The organism is Longispora albida DSM 44784, from assembly GCF_000379825.1.
In the GTDB taxonomy this organism is placed as follows: Bacteria; Actinomycetota; Actinomycetes; order Mycobacteriales; family Micromonosporaceae; genus Longispora; species Longispora albida.
This window is the reverse complement of record NZ_KB903836.1, coordinates 349,015-364,028: the sequence shown is the minus strand read 5'-3', so window position 1 is coordinate 364,028 and position 15,014 is coordinate 349,015. Positions and strand designations below refer to the sequence as shown.

Here is a 15,014-nt window from a genome sequence, read left to right as displayed (position 1 = left end):
GGGAAGCCTAACATCACAGGAGGTGGCCAGTGGATGCCAGCCCGGCCGCAGTCGCCAGGACTCTCGCCAGCGGGCGGTTGCCCGGCATGGCCCACGTGAAGGGGTACTTCTGCCCGCTCCGCGTACGCCACGCCACCGGCAGCGACGGCAGCCCGCTGCTCCTCGTCCACGACCGGAGCCACCTCGCCGAAGCGCTCGTACCGGAGGACGGCGGCACCGACACCGGCGCGGTCCTGTCCATCGACCACCCCAGCCACGGCCGGCTGTGGCTGTCCGGCTGGGCCACCAGGCTCGACGGGATCGCCGCCCGCGCCGCAGCCCTCGAATTCGCCGAGGTCAACCCGGTCAGCGACCTGCTCGGCATCGGCGAGGGCCACAGCATCTACCGGCTCGACCTGGCCGAGGTCCGCCTCGCGCACGGCGACTCGCTCGTCGAGGTCGACGTGGACGAGTACCTCGACGCCGAGCCGATGGTCCTGCCGGCCCAGCGCTGACCCACAGTGGAGGAACCACGGCCCGGGTCAGACCTGAGTCGTACGCGCGTTTCCCCCGCCGGGAGCAGGCGCGCGGCGGCCCGGCCGGGGAAGATGGTATCCATGACAGTCAACGGCGAGCCCGCCAAGCCCTATCGCAACCCCTGGCTCATCGGCCTCGGCCTGTGCTCCTTCGCGGTGTTCCTGGTGCTCTCCGCCGTCTGGAAACTCCAGGGCAACGGCGACATCCTCCAGTCCTGGACGTGGGCTGAGCCGTGGTACGCGCAGTTCGGGCTCGCCGGGCTCGCCGTCTCGTTCATGGGCCTCGGTACCTGGCTGATCGGCCGGGGGTACAGGCAGCCAGAGGACGTGACCCCGCCGCCGGCCGGGGAAGCCAGCGGCGGGGACACGCCGGTCAGGCAGGTCAGTGAGGCGGCTGGCACTCCCGCGCGATGAGCGCCCTGGCCTCGGCCAGCGGCAGTACCCGGGCTTCGGAGCTGCCGCGTACCCGCAGCGACACCTCGCCGGCCCGGGCCTCCCGCTCCCCCACGACGGCGGCGAACGGGATCTTGCGGCTGATGGCCTCCCGTACCCGGGACCCGAGAGAGCCCTCGCTGAGCACCACCGAGCGCAGGTCCGGCGACAGCAGCCCGTCCACGGGCACGTCCCCGACGGGGAGCACCGCGAGCTGTACCGGGGCGCACCACGCCGGGAAGGCACCCTGGTTCTGCTCCAGCATCAGGGCGACCAGCCGTTCCATCGACCCGGCTATCGAGCGGTGGATCATCACCGGCTCATGGGACTGCCCGTCCGCGCCCCTGTACCGCAGCGCGAACCGGCCCGGCTTGCAGAAGTCGAGCTGCACGGTCGACAGGGTCCACTCCTTGCCGGCCGCGTCCGGTACCTGCACGTCGATCTTCGGCCCGTAGAACGCCGCCTCCCCCGGCATCTCCTCGAACCCGGACTGCCGGTCGAGCAGCGCGTTCCGCAGGTGATTCTCGGCCCGGTCCCACATCGCGGCCCCGGCCGCGTACTTCGGGTCGTCCGGCGCGCCCCGCAGCGACAGCCGGAACCGGTGGCCGGAGATGCCCAGATGCTCGTACGCGGCGATGATCAGGTCGAGGACAGCCCCGACCTCGGCGGCGATCTGGTCCGGGGAACAGAAGATGTGCGCGTCGTTCAGGTTCATGCACCGCACCCGGGACAGCCCGCCGACCACACCCGACCGCTCGGCCCGGAACTGCTGGCCGATCTCGGCGATCCGCAGCGGCAGCTCCCGGTACGACCGGCCGCGCAGCCCGAAGACGATCGCGTGGTGCGGGCACAGGCTCGGCCGCAGCACCTCGCCGTCCATCACCGGGAACATGTCCTCGGCGAAGTGCTGCCAGTGGCCGGAGATCTCGTACAGCTCACGCTTGCCGATGGGCGGTGAGTAGACGTGCTGGTACCCGGCAGCGCGTTCCGCCCTGCGCAGGTAGTCCTCAACGGACAGCCGGACCGCCGCGCCTTCGGGCAGCCAGATCGGCAGGCCGGCCCCCGCCAGCGGGTGTGAGTCGAAGATGCCGAGTTCCCGGCCGAGGTCAGCGTGCAGGCTCATGGTGTGCTCCCTGGAGATACGGGGACACGCGCACCGGGAACCACGAAAGAACCCCGGGGCGCATGCCCCGGGGTTCTGGTGTCAGCGGTGACTACCGCGCTCGCCACATCCGCCGGGGTGTGCCCGGCGTCGTCGTGCTGAGTGCGGCGATCATCATGCGGCCACCGTAACGGGAGCGGCCGGCGGCCCGCCAGCCAATATGGGCACCGCTCAGCTGAGCAGGGCGGCGAGCTGGTGGCTCGGCGAGCGGTCCAGGCTGAACCTCGCCCGGTCGTAGCGCCGGGTCGTCCGCGGGTCGGCGTGGCCCAGCAGGTCCTGCACGTCGCGAAGCGTGGCCCCGGCGTCGAGCGCGAGAGTCGCGCACGTGTGCCGCAGGTCGTGTGGGTGCAGGGTGTGCGCGAGATGCGGCACGGCCCGCCCGGCCAGCAGCCGGATCAGGCGCCACACCGCGTGCCGGTCCATGCCCCGGCCGGTCGCGGTGACCAGCAGCGGGCCCTCGGCGCGCCCGCCGAGGTAGTCGTCGATCGCGGCGGCGGCCCGGGGCGGCACGGCCATCGTCTGGCGCTTGCCGCCCTTGCGGGTCACGGTGAGTACCCGGTGGCCGCGCTGGTGTGACAGGTCGGCGACGGTGGCCGAGCACAGCTCGCTGACCCGCAGGCCGAGCAGGAGGGAGAGCAGGACGATCACGGCCGCCCGCGTGGAGTGTTCCTCGGCGGCGGCGATCAGGGCGGCTGCCTCGGCCGGGGTCAGGCCGGTCGACTGGACGTTGTCCCCTGCCGACGGGCGCCGTACCCGGGCGGCCGGGTTGCGCTGGATCAGCCCCTCGTCGAGGGCGTAGGAGAAGAAGCCGGCGATCGCCGACACGCGGCGGCGGATCGTGGCCGGGGCCGCACCGTCCCGGGACTGCTGGTCCACATAGGCGTCGAGGTGCGCGCGCCCGCAGGAGAGGACCTCCACGTCGAGGTGCGCGCACCACCGCCCGAAGTGGGCGAGGTCCGCCGCGTACGCCGCACGGGTGTTCCCCCGGTAGCCGAGCAGGAAGGCTGCTGCGATCCGCGCGGCGGCGGGCATGGCGAACCCCGCCGGGAGCTCGGCACCGGAAGGCATCAGGTCCACAGTCACCTGCCGACCTTATGCCTTCCGGTGCGCGGAGCCCCGCAGTGCTCGCCTAGTAGGACGAGCTGTCGCTCATCGCGCTGAGCAGCGTGCTGCCGCAGCAGCAGAGGATGACCAGGGCCAGCGGGACGACCATGAGCAGGATGGCCAGCATCATGCCGGGGTGCTTCTGCTGCTGGTAGTCCAGCGCGCCGCCAGAGAAGGCGATCGCCGGGGCCGAGTAGAACAGTGCCACCGGCTGCCCGCTGCGGGTGTCGACCTGGATCGTGGCCGAGCCGACCTTCCACAGGTACGGGATCCAGACCTCGATCGTGTGCAGGCCGGGAGGCAGCGGAAGGTGGTTGTCGCCCCACGCGAGCTGCGCCTCGTGCCCGTTGATCAGAGCCTTGGGCTTGAACAGGGCGAACATGAACGTCAGCCAGTGGTACTTGGTGGTCAGGGTGAGCCCTGCGGGCTGGTGTGGAGTTTGTGGGTACACGCCGCTGCACACTAGTGCAACGGGGCAAGGTCGCGGGGCGTGTGTGTGCCATCACGGGCCGAAAGGTGGATTCGATCTGCCCGGCCTGGATAGGCTCGCCCGCGCTATGACCAAAGTCTGGTTCTTCACGAAGCGCCTGTATGTCGACCTGCGACTACAGGCCAGCGGCGGCTGTCCCGGTTACCGGTAACACCTTCCCCTCCCGCGTACCAGATAAAAAATTGGACAAAGCATGAAGAAGTTTCCCTTCTCGGCGCAGATCCTGCTCGCCCTCGTCCTGGGCGTGGCACTGGGACTGCTCGCCAGGAGCCAGGACATCTCCTGGCTGGCCACTGCCCTCGACAAGACCGGCTCGATCTTCGTCCAGCTGCTGAAGCTGGCCGTTCCGCCGCTGGTGTTCACCGCGATCGTGGTGAGCCTGGTCAACCTGCGCGGCGTGAGCAACGCGGCACGGCTCGCCGTGCGGACCCTCGTCTGGTTCGGCATCACCTCGCTGGTCGCCGTGAGCGTCGGCATCGGGCTGGGCCTGCTCACCAACCCCGGCAAGGGCGTCACCCTCGACGTCACCGGCGCGAAGGCGCCCAGCAAGTCGGGTACCTGGATCGACTTCCTGACCGGGATCATCCCCACCAACCTGGTGGAGGCGTTCAGCAAGCCCAACGTGCTCCAGATCGTGTTCCTGGCCCTGGTCGCGGGTGCCGCGACGCTGGCGGCCGGAGCCAAGGCCGAGGCCTTCGTGAACCTCAACCGCGCGGTACTGGAGGTCACGCAGAAGGCGCTGTGGTGGGTCATCCGGCTCGCCCCGATCGGCACCCTGGGCCTGATCGGGCACGCGGTGGCCGGCTACGGCTGGGACCTGCTCAAGCCGCTGACGACCTTCGCCATCGACGTGTACGTCGGCTGCGCCATCGTGCTGTTCGTGGTGTACCCGCTGGTCCTGGCCCTGTTCGCCCGGCTCAACCCGCTGCGGTTCTTCGCAGGGGCGTGGCCTGCGATCGAGCTGGCCTTCGTGTCGCGGTCCTCGGTCGGCACGATGCCCGTCACGCAGCGGGTCACCGAGCGGCTGGGCGTGCCGAAGGAGTACGCCTCGTTCGCGGTGCCGTTCGGCGCGACGACCAAGATGGACGGCTGCGCCGCCGTGTACCCGGCCCTGGCCGCGATCTTCGTCGCCCAGGTGTTCAACGTGCCGCTGGGCATCAAGGAGTACCTGCTGATCGCCTTCGTCTCAGTCGTCGGCTCGGCGGCGACCGCCGGCCTGACCGGGGCGATCGTGATGCTCACCCTGACCCTGAGCACCCTCGGCCTCCCGCTGGAGGGCGCCGGGCTGCTGCTGGCGATCGACCCGATCCTCGACATGATCCGCACCGCGACCAACGTGGCAGGCCAGGCCCTCGTACCGGTCGTGGTCAGCGCCCGCGAGGGCACTCTCGACCGGGACGCCTACGACTCGGCCGGGTCCCGGTCGATCGAGGCGGAGCCCCAGCCGGAGCCTGAGCCTGAGCCGGAGCCCGCAACGGCGTAGGGCACGCAGAATCGCGCTGGCCCCAGCTCGGCGGGCCAGCGCGATCAGCGGCAGCGTGCCCGGGTGGCCCACGCACGGGCCGCCTGACCTGGCCGGATCAGCCCGGGTGCGCGCCGACGCAGTCGCGGATCTCGGCGCCGTGTTCCATGCCGCTGGTCCGGGCGCAGTGCGCGCAGCAGAAGAAGCGGCCGTCGACCTCGACGCCGTGCCCGAGGACCCGGCACCGGCAGTGCTCGCACACCGGGGCCAGCCGGTGGGCAGCGCACTCCATCGAGTCGAAGATGTGCACGTTGCCGCCGACCGTGTGTACCTCGAACGACATCCAGTAGTCGTTTCCGCAGACCTCACAGACCGCCATTGACCGGCCCCCCTTCGCGTCCCCCCTACTGTGCGGGATGCCCGGGCGGCTAGTCCGCTAAACGGCGATTTTCATATGTTTCGGTGCGGTCGTACTCTTCGAAGCCGATCGCGGTGTACAGCGCGGCCGGAGCCGGGTACCCGTCGTCGGCGCGGCAGTACACGACAGCGTGCTCGGCGCCGGCCGCCCGGAACGCGTGCAGCGCGGCCAGGCACACCGCCCGGCCGAGCCCCTGCCGTTGCAGGTCCTCACGAACACCGACCGGCTCGAACTCGCCGACCCGGCTGACCTCGTCGTACCAGCCGATCACGTACGCCCCGAAGCTGCCGTCGGGCGCCTCCGCGAGCCACGCGAACCGGTGCTCGAACGGCCAGGCCGACCACACGTTCCCGATGCTCTCCTCTGTCACCCGCGAGGGGGCGAAGGCCGACTGGTGGACGGCGGCCCACCGGCCCTCGTCGCCCGGCTGGGCGTGACGGAGGGTGAAGCCGCCGGGTACGACAGGATCTGCGAGGTTTTCGAGGTTGTGGTGGAGACGGGCCATCACGATCCCGCTGGTGTCTGCGGGAGTGAAGCCGGCGGTCAGCAGCGCGGCGGACAGATGCCCGGCGGACTGGAGGATCTCCACGCTGTGCCGCTGGACGCCCGGCCACGCAGCCTGGCTCCAGGCGAGGACCTCGGCGGCCAGCTCCGGGTACGCCGGATCGGTGCAGATCTCGATGGTGCCGTCGTCGTAGGTCCACGCCCACGCGGCGACGGTGTCCCCGTCGGCCCACAGGGACGTGCGCCACTCCCCCTCGCGGCCGGTGTGCTGGAACCGGCTCCACGCCAGGTTCCCGGCGTGCCCCTGATAGCTGTGCGGCCACAGCCGCCGCACCAGAAACTGCATGGCGCGGAGATCGTCTGGTCCTGTGTAGTCGTAGCGTCGCATGGCGAGCAGCGTGGGCGAGGTGGCTCGTTCCCGCCACCGAGTTTCAGGCCCGTCATGCGGTACTGCGAGAATGGTCCGCTGACGGATATTGAGGAAGGAAGTGCAGGTAGTGGCGCAGAGCACCGACGCCGACTGGGTGTCAAGGTTCGCTGACGAGGTTATCGCCGAGGCGGAACGGCGAGCGCCGGGCAAGACCATCGTCTGCGCCTCGGGGCTCAGCCCCTCCGGCCCGATCCACCTGGGCAACCTGCGTGAGGTGATGACCCCGCACCTGGTGGCCGACGAGATCCGCCGCCGGGGCCACGACGCCGTGCACATCATCTCCTGGGACGACTACGACCGGTTCCGCAAGGTGCCCGCCGGGATCGACCCCTCGTGGGCCGAGCACATCGGCAAGCCGCTGACCTCGGTGCCAGCCCCGGCCGGCAGCGAGTACCCGAACTGGGCCGAGCACTTCAAGGCCCCGATGATCGCGGCGCTGGCCGAGCTGGGCGTGGAGTTCCGGGGCATCAGCCAGACCGAGATGTACACCTCTGGCGCGTACCGGGAGCAGATCCTGCTGGCCATGCGCGAGCGGAACACGATCGACACGGTGCTCGACCGGTACCGGACGAAGAAGCCGGCGAAGGTGTCGGCCGACGAGGACGAGGCCGCCGCGGCGGAGGGTTCCGGGGCGGCTGGCGAGGACGACGGCAAGGCCGCGGCCGGGTACTTCCCGTACAAGCCCTACTGCTCGGTGTGCGAGCGTGACCTGACGACGGTCACCGCCTACGACGAGGCCAGCACCGAGCTCGCGTACACCTGCCAGTGCGGGCACTCCGAGACCGTGAAGCTGTCCGAGCACAACCGGGGCAAGCTGGTCTGGAAGGTCGACTGGCCGATGCGCTGGGCCTACGAGGGCGTGGTCTTCGAGCCTTCCGGTGTGGACCACTCGTCCCCCGGTTCCTCGTTCCAGGTCGGCGGGCAGATCGTCGGCGAGGTGTTCGGCGGCAAGCAGCCGATCGGCCCGATGTACGCGTTCGTCGGCATCAGCGGCATGGCGAAGATGAGCAGCTCGAAGGGTGGCGTGCCGACGGCTGCCGACGCTCTCCAGATCATGGAGGCCCCGCTGCTGCGCTGGCTGTACGCGCGCCGCAAGCCGAACCAGTCCTTCAAGATCGCGTTCGACCAGGAGATCCAGCGGACGTACGACGAGTGGGACGTGCTGACCCGCAAGGTCACCGAGGGCACGGCGAACGAGGCGGACACCTCCTCCTACGGCCGCGCGGCCGGCACGGCCACCGGGCCGCTGCCGGTGACGCCGAGGCCGCTGCCGTACCGCACGCTGGCCTCGATCGTGGACATCACGACCGGGCAGGACGAGCAGACACTGCGCATCCTGCGTGACCTCGACCCGGCCGACCCGATCACCAGCCTGGACGAGGCCCGGCCGAGGCTCGACCTGGCCCAGCACTGGATCACCACCCAGGTGCCCGCCGACCAGCGCACCCAGGTCCGCGAGGAAGCCGACAAGGAACTTCTCGATTCCCTCGGCGACACCCAGCGCGAGTCGCTGCGGCTGCTCGCTGAGGGCCTGGACGAGCACTGGTCGCTCGACGGCCTGACCACCCTGGTCTACGGCGTGCCGAAGATCCAGGCCGGGCTGCCCGCCGACACCAAGCCGACCCCGGAACTCAAGGTCGCGCAGCGGAACTTCTTCGCCCTGCTCTACACGCTGCTCGTCTCCCGCGACACCGGCCCGCGGCTGCCCACGCTGCTCCTGGCGGTCGGCGCCGACCGGGTCCGCAGGCTGCTGGGGCAGTAACGCACCCGATGATCGCCACGCTGCCCCCGGGTAGCGTGGCGATCATGACCATCGAGGAACTGCACCGCGACCGGGCCCGGGCCGGGTCCTTCGGCTCGGCGGCCGGGGACTACGACCGGTACCGGCTGTCCTATCCCGAGGCTCTGATCGGCGACCTGGCCGCACGGAACCCTGGAACCGTGCTGGACGTGGGCTGCGGCACCGGCAAGGCGGCCACAGCGCTGGCCCGGCGCGGGCTGGCCGTTCTCGGCGTCGAGCTGGACGAGCGGATGGCCACCGTGGCGCGGGGGCATGGGCTGGACGTCGAGATCGCCGCTTTTGAGACCTGGGACGCCGCCGGCCGGACCTTCGACCTGCTCACCTGCGCCGACGCGTGGCACTGGATCAACCCGGCCGAGGGCGTGGCCAAGGCAGCCGAGATCCTCAACCCGGGCGGGACCGCCGCACGGTTCTGGAACACCTATTCGGTATCCGAGCATGTGGTCGAGGCTCTCGACGCCGTCTACCAGCAGCACGCGCCCGAGGTGTCGCAGATGTGGCGGCCACGGAGCGACACGATTCTTGACGACCTGTCCGGCGACCCGTTCGCCGGAGACCCCCGGTTCACCGTGGAGGAACCCCGGTTCTACGGCTGGGAGTACTCCTTCACCTCCGGCGAGTGGGCCGGGCTGGCCTCCACGATCAGCGACCACCGCCGCCTCGGCCCCGAGCGGCTGGCGGCCCTGCTCGGCGCGGTCCGGGAAGCAGTTGACGAGCTGGGCGGGACGATCAGGTCGCAGCACGAGACGTACGTGCTGCTGGCCAGGAAGAACTAGCCTGCCGCCTCCGGCTTCGGCCGGCGCGGCCCGGGCACGTCCGGTCGCGCGCCTGCCGCCAGGATCCCGGAGATGCCCTGGCTCGCGTGGCGGATGTCGGCGTCCATCACCCGGAAGATCTGGGGTGGCGGCAGGCGCAGGACTCCGAGGAGCTGCGCGAGTTCCTCAGTGCGCTCGGCCGCCACGAGCAGGAAGTCCCGCACCACGGTGAGCTGCTCGGCCAGTGCCTGGCCGGTGTCGTTGTTCAGCGCGGCGTCGAGACCGCGCAGTGCTTTGAGGACATCCGAGGTCATGACGAGAAACAGGGGCATGGCCTCCTGCTCCTCCGGTGGCAGCGCGTCCAGGAGCCAGGTGTGTACCTTGTCCCGCCGGTCGTTCGCCGCGGCGAGGTCGCGCCCGGCCGACAGCAGCCGGAGCCGGACACCCTCCGGCATGCCCTCGTGCCGGTCCTGCCGGTCGGGGTCGAGCATCAGGTCGAGGGCCACGACGTTCCGCCGGGCGCGTTCGACGTCGGAGATGGCGACCTTGAGCACCGGCATGGTCTGGTGGAACCCGGCGTGCCCGGCCTGGAGGTCGTAGAACTCGCCGAGCCGTTCGCAGGCCGCCTCCAGGTTCCTGCCGAGAACCGAGGACTCCGCGAACACCCCTCGCCGGGCCAGCCAGGCGAACGTCTCCTCTCGGAGCGCGCGCTCGACCTCCGGTGTGGGGCTCTGGACCAGGTGGATGGCCTCCTGCTCGGACCTGCGGCTGTACGCGCGGCCGAAGCAGAACGACGCGGCGGAGAACGCGAGGCCGACGACGAAGTCCTTCTGGCTGCGGTAGATCTCCTGGAGGTTGTGGACGGTCACCGGGATGATGAACATCAGGACGACGAGCCCCGCCAGCGCCCAGCCGCGCTGGGGCGGCATCAGCCGGGCGAGGCGGCGCAGGAGGCCTTGGGCACGCACTGGCGACATCGACACGCTCCTATGCATGGTGGAGTGCCGATTCTAGGCCGCCGTTGACGGGCCTGGCGGGACGATTCGCTCGCGGCCCCTGGCCGGTGCCAGGCCGGGGGCCGCGAGCCAGCTGACACTCAGTTCGAGGTGCCGACGAAGGCGTTCCACCGCACGGGCTTGTACAGCGAGGAACCGAGGGACGAGCAGTAGGCGTAGGAGGTATAGCCCAGCGCAACGGTTTCGCCTCGTGCCCACTGGCCGTTCTTGCACTGCGCGCTGGCGCGGAACGAGCCGTTTCCGCCGCCGACGCACGTGATGCCAGCGGTGTAGTTGTCGTTCCACGACAGTGCGCAGTAGGGGCCGTCCGCACTCACGCTCGGGGCGGCATCCGGGCTGGCGGCCACAGCCGGCGTGGCAGCCCCGAGCACACCTGCGGTCAGCACGATCACGGTGAGCGTCTTCCTGATCAAGAGTTCCTCCTGAGGATCGATCACCGCCGGCACGTCACCGGCGGCGCTGGCCCCAGCTTCGGGGCACCCACAGAGGGGCACAATGGCTGACAGTGTTCCGATGAGTACGGAATGCTGTTCCGTTCTGTTCCGCACAGGCGCCTGCCCAGCTCAGCGGTCGGCGAGGTGGGCCAGCAGGATCTCCTGGAACGCGCGGGCCGCGTGGGTCGGCTCGACGTCGCGGCGCTGGGCGAGGGCGATGGTGCGCGGGATGCCGGGGGCCGCGAGCGGGGTGGCGCGCAGGCGCGGGCGGCCGGCGAGGACCATCGCGGGTACGAGGGCGACGCCCAGGCCCGCCTCCACGAACCCGAGTACCGCGTCCATCTCCCCGCCCTCCACGGCGAAGCGCGGCGTGAACCCGGCCCGGCCGCACGCCTCCAGGGTCGCGTCGCGCAGGTCGTACCCGGGGCGGAACATGACCAGGTCGTAGTGCCGCAGGTCGGTGATCTCCACTTCGCGGCGGCCGAGGGAGTACGCGGAGGCGACGACGAGGCTCTCCGACAGCAGCGGCCGGGTTTCCAGGGCCGGGTCGGTGCCGTGCTCGGGGAGGATGATGAGGGCGAGGTCGAGGCCGCCCCGGGTGAGGGTACGCACGAGGTCCTGGGAGCCGCCCTCCTCCACCTGCAACCGGACTCCGGGGTGGGCGTCGCGGAAGGCGCGCAGAGCCTCGGCCGCCAGCGACGTGCACAGGCTGGGGGTCGCGCCGAGCCGCAGCCGCCCGGTACGCAGGCCGATCAGGTCGCCGATCTCGGACCTGGCGGTGTCGGCGTCGGCGATGATTCTCCTGGCCAGGGGCAGCAAGGCCTCACCTGCGGGGGTCAGGGTGATCGCGCCACGGCCCCGGTTGAGCAGGGTGGCCCCGAGATCCATCTCCAGGGTGTGAATCTGCTTACTCAGCGTGGGTTGGGTCACACCGATATTCTCGGCGGCTTGCGTGAAATGCCGGGATTCGGCGACCGCGACGAAGTACCGGAGCTGCTGGAGCTGCATACCCATAGCCTAAGGGAATGGACCATGGGGGTCTGATGCATTAGACGACTGTCCGGTACGTGCTTAGCGTCTGACGTTGTGGCAGTTATGACTAGGTCCAAGTCGTTGACGCGGTCAACGGTGGGCAAGAAGGCCGTGATGGCGGTGACGGGCCTGATGCTCGTCGGGTTCCTGTTCTTCCACGCCCTCGGGAACATGAAGGTGTTCTTCGGCGGCGACGCGTTCGACCACTACTCGCACTGGCTGCGCACGGTGCTGACGCCGATCCTGCCGCACGAGGGCTTCCTGTGGCTGGCCCGGGTCGGCCTGCTGGCCGCGGTCATCGGGCACATCTGGTCGGCGACCTCGCTCGCGCTGCGGGCCAAGCGCGCCCGCCCGGTGAAGTACGCCCACCGCAAGCCGGTGCAGGGCTCCTACGCCGCGCGGACGATGCGCTGGGGTGGCGTGATCGTCGTCCTCTTCGTCATCTACCACATCCTCGACCTCACCACCGGTCACCTGAACCCGAACCCGGACGGCGGCCCCTTCGCCCGGCTGTCCGCCGACTTCGCCCCCTCGCGCTGGTACGTGACCGCGTTCTACGTGCTGGCCGTGGTGACTGTCGGGTTCCACCTGCGGCACGGCCTCTGGAGTGCTATCCAGACCCTGGGCCGCAGCAACGAGCGGCGAGAGAAGTTCCTCAAGGGCGTCGCCCTCGGCTTCTCCGTGCTCCTGTGCGCCATGTTCCTGTCCGTGCCGTTCGCGGTTGTCACGGGGTTGGTGAAGTAGCGATGACGTTCTCGGATTACACCGAAGGCGAGCCCATCAAGGACTCGAAGGCCCCCGAGGGCCCGATCGAGACCCGGTGGGACAAGCGCCGGTTCGGCGCCAAGCTGGTCAACCCGGCCAACAAGCGCAAGCTCGACGTGATCGTCGTCGGCACCGGCCTGGCCGGTGGCGCCGCCGCCGCCACGCTGGGCGAGCTGGGCTACCGGGTGAAGTCGTTCTGCTACCAGGACTCCCCGCGCCGCGCCCACTCGATCGCCGCGCAGGGCGGCATCAACGCCGCGAAGAACTACCGCAACGACGGCGACTCGATCCACCGGCTGTTCTACGACACGGTGAAGGGCGGCGACTTCCGCTCGCGCGAGTCCAACGTGCACCGGCTGGCCCAGATCTCGGTGGAGATCATCGACCAGTGCGTGGCACAGGGCGTGCCGTTCGCCCGTGAGTACGGCGGCCTGCTCGACACCCGGTCCTTCGGCGGCGCGCAGGTGTCGCGGACGTTCTACGCCCGGGGGCAGACGGGCCAGCAGCTGCTGCTCGGCGCGTACCAGGCCCTGGAGCGGCAGATCGCGGCCGGCACCGTCGAGATGCACTCCCGCCACGAGATGCTGGACCTGATCGTCATCGACGGCCGGGCCCGGGGCATCGTCGTGCGGGACATGGTGTCCGGCGAGATCGAGACGCACTTCGCCGACGCCGTGGTGCTGGCGTCCGGCGGGTACGGCAACGTGTTCTACCTGTCGACCAACGCCAAGGGCTGCAACGTCACGGCGAGCTGGCGTGCGCACCGGCGGGGCGCGTACTTCGCGAACCCCTGCTACACCCAGATCCACCCGACCTGCATCCCGGTCAGCGGCGACCACCAGTCGAAGCTGACCCTGATGAGCGAGTCGCTGCGTAACGACGGCCGCGTGTGGGTGCCGAAGGCCAAGGGTGACACCCGCAGGGCCGCCGACATCCCCGAGGCCGAGCGCGACTACTACCTCGAGCGCATCTACCCGGCGTTCGGCAACCTGGTGCCCCGTGACATCGCCTCCCGCGCCGCGAAGAACGTGTGCGACGAGGGCCGTGGTGTCGGCCCGGGTGGCCTGGGCGTGTACCTCGACTTCGCCGACGCGATCAAGCGGCTCGGCCGGGACGCCGTCGACGCCAAGTACGGCAACCTGTTCGAGATGTACGAGCGGATCACCGGCGAGAACCCGTTCGAGCAGCCCATGCGGATCTACCCGGCCGTGCACTACACGATGGGCGGGCTGTGGGTCGACTACGACCTCCAGTCGACCATCCCGGGCCTGTTCGTGGCGGGCGAGGCGAACTTCTCCGACCACGGCGCCAACCGGCTCGGCGCGTCCGCGCTGATGCAGGGCCTCGCCGACGGGTACTTCGTGCTGCCGAACACCATCGGTGACTACCTGGCGGCCGGCCCGTTCGACAAGGTCGACGAGAGCCACCCGGCGTCGAAGGAAGCCATCGCGAAGGTCACCGGCCAGATCGAGCGGCTCGTGACCAACGACGGCGACCGCACCGCCGACTCCTTCCACCGCGAGCTGGGCCAGCTCATGTGGGAGTACTGCGGCATGGAGCGCACCGAGGCCGGCCTGCGCAAGGCTCTGGAGCGCATCCCGGAGCTGCGCGAGGAGTTCTGGAAGCGCGTCAAGGTCAGCGGTACCGGTGAGGGCCTCAACCAGGCGCTGGAGCGCGCAGGGCGGGTCGTGGACTTCATGGACCTGGCCGAGCTGATGTGCCTGGACGCCCTGGCGCGTACCGAGAGCTGCGGCGGGCACTTCCGCGCCGAGAGCCAGGACGCCGACGGCGAGGCGCAGCGCGACGACGAGAACTTCTCGTACGTGGCGGCCTGGGAGCACACCGGTTCTGCGCCGGTGCTGCACAAGGAAGAGCTCGTGTTCGAGTACGTCAAGCCTTCGCAGAGGAGCTACAAGTAATGAACCTGACTCTGCGCATCTGGCGGCAGAACGGTCCCGGGGACAAGGGCCGCATGGTCACCTACCCGCTGTCGGACGTGTCCCCGGACATGTCGTTCCTGGAGATGCTCGACGTTCTCAACGAGAAGCTGATCCTGGACGGCGAGGAGCCGGTCGCCTTCGACCACGACTGCCGTGAGGGCATCTGCGGCGCGTGCAGCCTGGTCATCAACGGCACCCCGCACGGCCCGCAGAAGGCCACGACGACGTGCCAGCTGCACATGCGGCACTACAAGGACGGCGACACGATCGACATCGAGCCGTGGCGGGCGCGGGCGTTCCCGGTCATCAAGGACCTGGTCGTCGACCGCACGGCGTTCGACAAGATCATTCAGGCGGGTGGCTACATCTCGGCTCCGACCGGTTCCGCGCCCGACGCGCACGCCGTGCCGGTGCCGAAGGCCGACGCCGACGCCGCGTTCGAGGCCGCGACCTGCATCGGCTGCGGCGCGTGCGTCGCAGCCTGCCCGAACGGTTCCGGCATGCTGTTCACCGCAGCGAAGATCACGCATCTGGGCCTGGTGCCGCAGGGCCAGCCGGAGCGCGACGAGCGGGTGCTCAACATGGTGCACACGCACGACGAGCTGGACTTCGGTGGCTGCACCAACACCGGTGAGTGCACGGCGGTCTGCCCGAAGGGCATCCCGCTGGAGACCATCGGCCGCCTCAACCGCGACTTCCTCAAGGCCTCCAAGGTCTGACCAGACTGGCCGGGACACCTCCCAGACCAGGAATG

General features: G+C 70.1%; 16 protein-coding genes. 8 read left to right on the top strand and 8 right to left on the bottom strand.

Features of this window, described 5'->3' with window-relative positions; genetic code table 11:
- Positions 1-29 precede the first annotated feature (29 nt).
- On the top strand, positions 30-494 hold the full coding sequence (locus tag A3G1_RS37165) for a hypothetical protein (RefSeq protein WP_157641440.1): 465 nt from the start codon (positions 30-32) through the stop codon (positions 492-494).
- Between the two features lie 102 nt (positions 495-596).
- The gene (locus A3G1_RS0127665) at positions 597-929 is read left to right on the top strand and encodes a hypothetical protein (RefSeq protein ID WP_018352754.1); all 333 of its coding nucleotides are present in this window, start codon (positions 597-599) and stop codon (positions 927-929) included.
- Here the strand turns inward: A3G1_RS0127665 and thrS are convergent.
- The 3 genes from thrS to A3G1_RS0127650 form a co-directional block, all read right to left on the bottom strand.
- Positions 898-2,070, bottom strand: coding sequence for a threonine--tRNA ligase (gene thrS, locus A3G1_RS0127660; RefSeq protein ID WP_018352753.1), 1,173 nt, complete (start codon positions 2,068-2,070; stop codon positions 898-900). The genes A3G1_RS0127665 and thrS overlap by 32 nt on opposite strands.
- Before the next feature lie 210 nt (positions 2,071-2,280).
- On the bottom strand, positions 2,281-3,192 hold the full coding sequence (locus tag A3G1_RS0127655; RefSeq protein ID WP_018352752.1) for a tyrosine-type recombinase/integrase: 912 nt from the start codon (positions 3,190-3,192) through the stop codon (positions 2,281-2,283).
- Between the two features lie 46 nt (positions 3,193-3,238).
- Complete coding sequence (locus A3G1_RS0127650; protein WP_018352751.1) at positions 3,239-3,664, bottom strand: hypothetical protein; 426 nt, start codon at positions 3,662-3,664, stop codon at positions 3,239-3,241.
- A 232-nt stretch (positions 3,665-3,896) separates the two neighbouring features.
- On the opposite strand from A3G1_RS0127650, the gene A3G1_RS0127645 reads away from it, so the two are divergent.
- Positions 3,897-5,186, top strand: a complete 1,290-nt coding sequence (locus tag A3G1_RS0127645) for a dicarboxylate/amino acid:cation symporter (RefSeq protein ID WP_018352750.1) — start codon at positions 3,897-3,899, stop codon at positions 5,184-5,186.
- 97 nt (positions 5,187-5,283) lie between these two features.
- On the opposite strand, the gene A3G1_RS0127640 is transcribed toward A3G1_RS0127645, so the two are convergent.
- Both A3G1_RS0127640 and A3G1_RS39125 read right to left on the bottom strand, forming a co-directional pair.
- A complete protein-coding gene (locus tag A3G1_RS0127640; protein ID WP_018352749.1) occupies positions 5,284-5,544 on the bottom strand; it encodes a Prokaryotic metallothionein in 261 nt (86 codons plus the stop codon).
- Between the two features lie 49 nt (positions 5,545-5,593).
- Positions 5,594-6,475, bottom strand: a complete 882-nt coding sequence (locus tag A3G1_RS39125) for a GNAT family N-acetyltransferase (protein WP_157641439.1) — start codon at positions 6,473-6,475, stop codon at positions 5,594-5,596.
- Positions 6,476-6,584: 109 nt separating this feature from the next.
- Here A3G1_RS39125 and lysS point away from each other — a divergent pair, with 109 nt between their 5' ends.
- Positions 6,585-8,279: a lysine--tRNA ligase gene (gene lysS / locus A3G1_RS0127630; protein ID WP_018352747.1), complete on the top strand. Its 1,695-nt coding sequence runs from the start codon at positions 6,585-6,587 to the stop codon at positions 8,277-8,279.
- Between the two features lie 44 nt (positions 8,280-8,323).
- Entirely contained in the window at positions 8,324-9,094 is a 771-nt protein-coding gene (locus A3G1_RS0127625; protein WP_157641438.1) for a class I SAM-dependent methyltransferase, read from the top strand.
- Here the strand turns inward: A3G1_RS0127625 and A3G1_RS0127620 are convergent.
- The 3 genes from A3G1_RS0127620 to A3G1_RS0127610 form a co-directional block, all read right to left on the bottom strand.
- Positions 9,091-10,050, bottom strand: a complete 960-nt coding sequence (locus A3G1_RS0127620) for a hypothetical protein (protein ID WP_157641437.1) — start codon at positions 10,048-10,050, stop codon at positions 9,091-9,093. The two genes, A3G1_RS0127625 and A3G1_RS0127620, sit on opposite strands and share 4 nt — an antisense overlap.
- 119 nt (positions 10,051-10,169) lie before the next feature.
- Positions 10,170-10,526 carry a hypothetical protein gene (locus A3G1_RS0127615; protein WP_157641436.1) on the bottom strand — a complete coding sequence of 119 codons (357 nt, stop codon included), beginning with the start codon at positions 10,524-10,526 and terminating at the stop codon, positions 10,170-10,172.
- A gap of 126 nt (positions 10,527-10,652) precedes the next feature.
- Complete coding sequence (locus A3G1_RS0127610) at positions 10,653-11,537, bottom strand: LysR family transcriptional regulator (RefSeq protein WP_211216392.1); 885 nt, start codon at positions 11,535-11,537, stop codon at positions 10,653-10,655.
- An 81-nt stretch (positions 11,538-11,618) separates the two neighbouring features.
- Between A3G1_RS0127610 and A3G1_RS0127605 the strand changes: the two genes are divergently transcribed.
- From A3G1_RS0127605 to A3G1_RS0127595, 3 genes are read left to right on the top strand one after another with little or no spacing between them, the layout of a single operon-like run.
- Entirely contained in the window at positions 11,619-12,299 is a 681-nt protein-coding gene (locus A3G1_RS0127605) for a succinate dehydrogenase cytochrome b subunit (protein WP_040479867.1), read from the top strand.
- A 2-nt stretch (positions 12,300-12,301) separates the two neighbouring features.
- The gene (locus A3G1_RS0127600; protein WP_018352741.1) at positions 12,302-14,239 is read left to right on the top strand and encodes a fumarate reductase/succinate dehydrogenase flavoprotein subunit; all 1,938 of its coding nucleotides are present in this window, start codon (positions 12,302-12,304) and stop codon (positions 14,237-14,239) included.
- The gene (locus A3G1_RS0127595; protein WP_018352740.1) at positions 14,239-14,979 is read left to right on the top strand and encodes a succinate dehydrogenase/fumarate reductase iron-sulfur subunit; all 741 of its coding nucleotides are present in this window, start codon (positions 14,239-14,241) and stop codon (positions 14,977-14,979) included. The genes A3G1_RS0127600 and A3G1_RS0127595 overlap by 1 nt, the downstream gene beginning before the upstream one ends.
- Positions 14,980-15,014: the final 35 nt, after the last annotated feature.

Coding starts and splice junctions, on each gene's coding strand:
- A3G1_RS0127665 (WP_018352754.1), top strand. CDS start 597: ATGACAGTCAACGGCGAGCCCGCCAAGCCCTATCGCAACCCCTGGCTC.
- thrS (WP_018352753.1), bottom strand. CDS start 2,070: ATGAGCCTGCACGCTGACCTCGGCCGGGAACTCGGCATCTTCGACTCA.
- A3G1_RS0127645 (WP_018352750.1), top strand. CDS start 3,897: ATGAAGAAGTTTCCCTTCTCGGCGCAGATCCTGCTCGCCCTCGTCCTG.
- A3G1_RS0127640 (WP_018352749.1), bottom strand. CDS start 5,544: ATGGCGGTCTGTGAGGTCTGCGGAAACGACTACTGGATGTCGTTCGAG.
- A3G1_RS39125 (WP_157641439.1), bottom strand. CDS start 6,475: ATGCGACGCTACGACTACACAGGACCAGACGATCTCCGCGCCATGCAG.
- A3G1_RS0127625 (WP_157641438.1), top strand. CDS start 8,324: ATGACCATCGAGGAACTGCACCGCGACCGGGCCCGGGCCGGGTCCTTC.
- A3G1_RS0127620 (WP_157641437.1), bottom strand. CDS start 10,050: ATGTCGCCAGTGCGTGCCCAAGGCCTCCTGCGCCGCCTCGCCCGGCTG.
- A3G1_RS0127610 (WP_211216392.1), bottom strand. CDS start 11,537: ATGGGTATGCAGCTCCAGCAGCTCCGGTACTTCGTCGCGGTCGCCGAA.
- A3G1_RS0127605 (WP_040479867.1), top strand. CDS start 11,619: ATGACTAGGTCCAAGTCGTTGACGCGGTCAACGGTGGGCAAGAAGGCC.
- A3G1_RS0127600 (WP_018352741.1), top strand. CDS start 12,302: ATGACGTTCTCGGATTACACCGAAGGCGAGCCCATCAAGGACTCGAAG.
- A3G1_RS0127595 (WP_018352740.1), top strand. CDS start 14,239: ATGAACCTGACTCTGCGCATCTGGCGGCAGAACGGTCCCGGGGACAAG.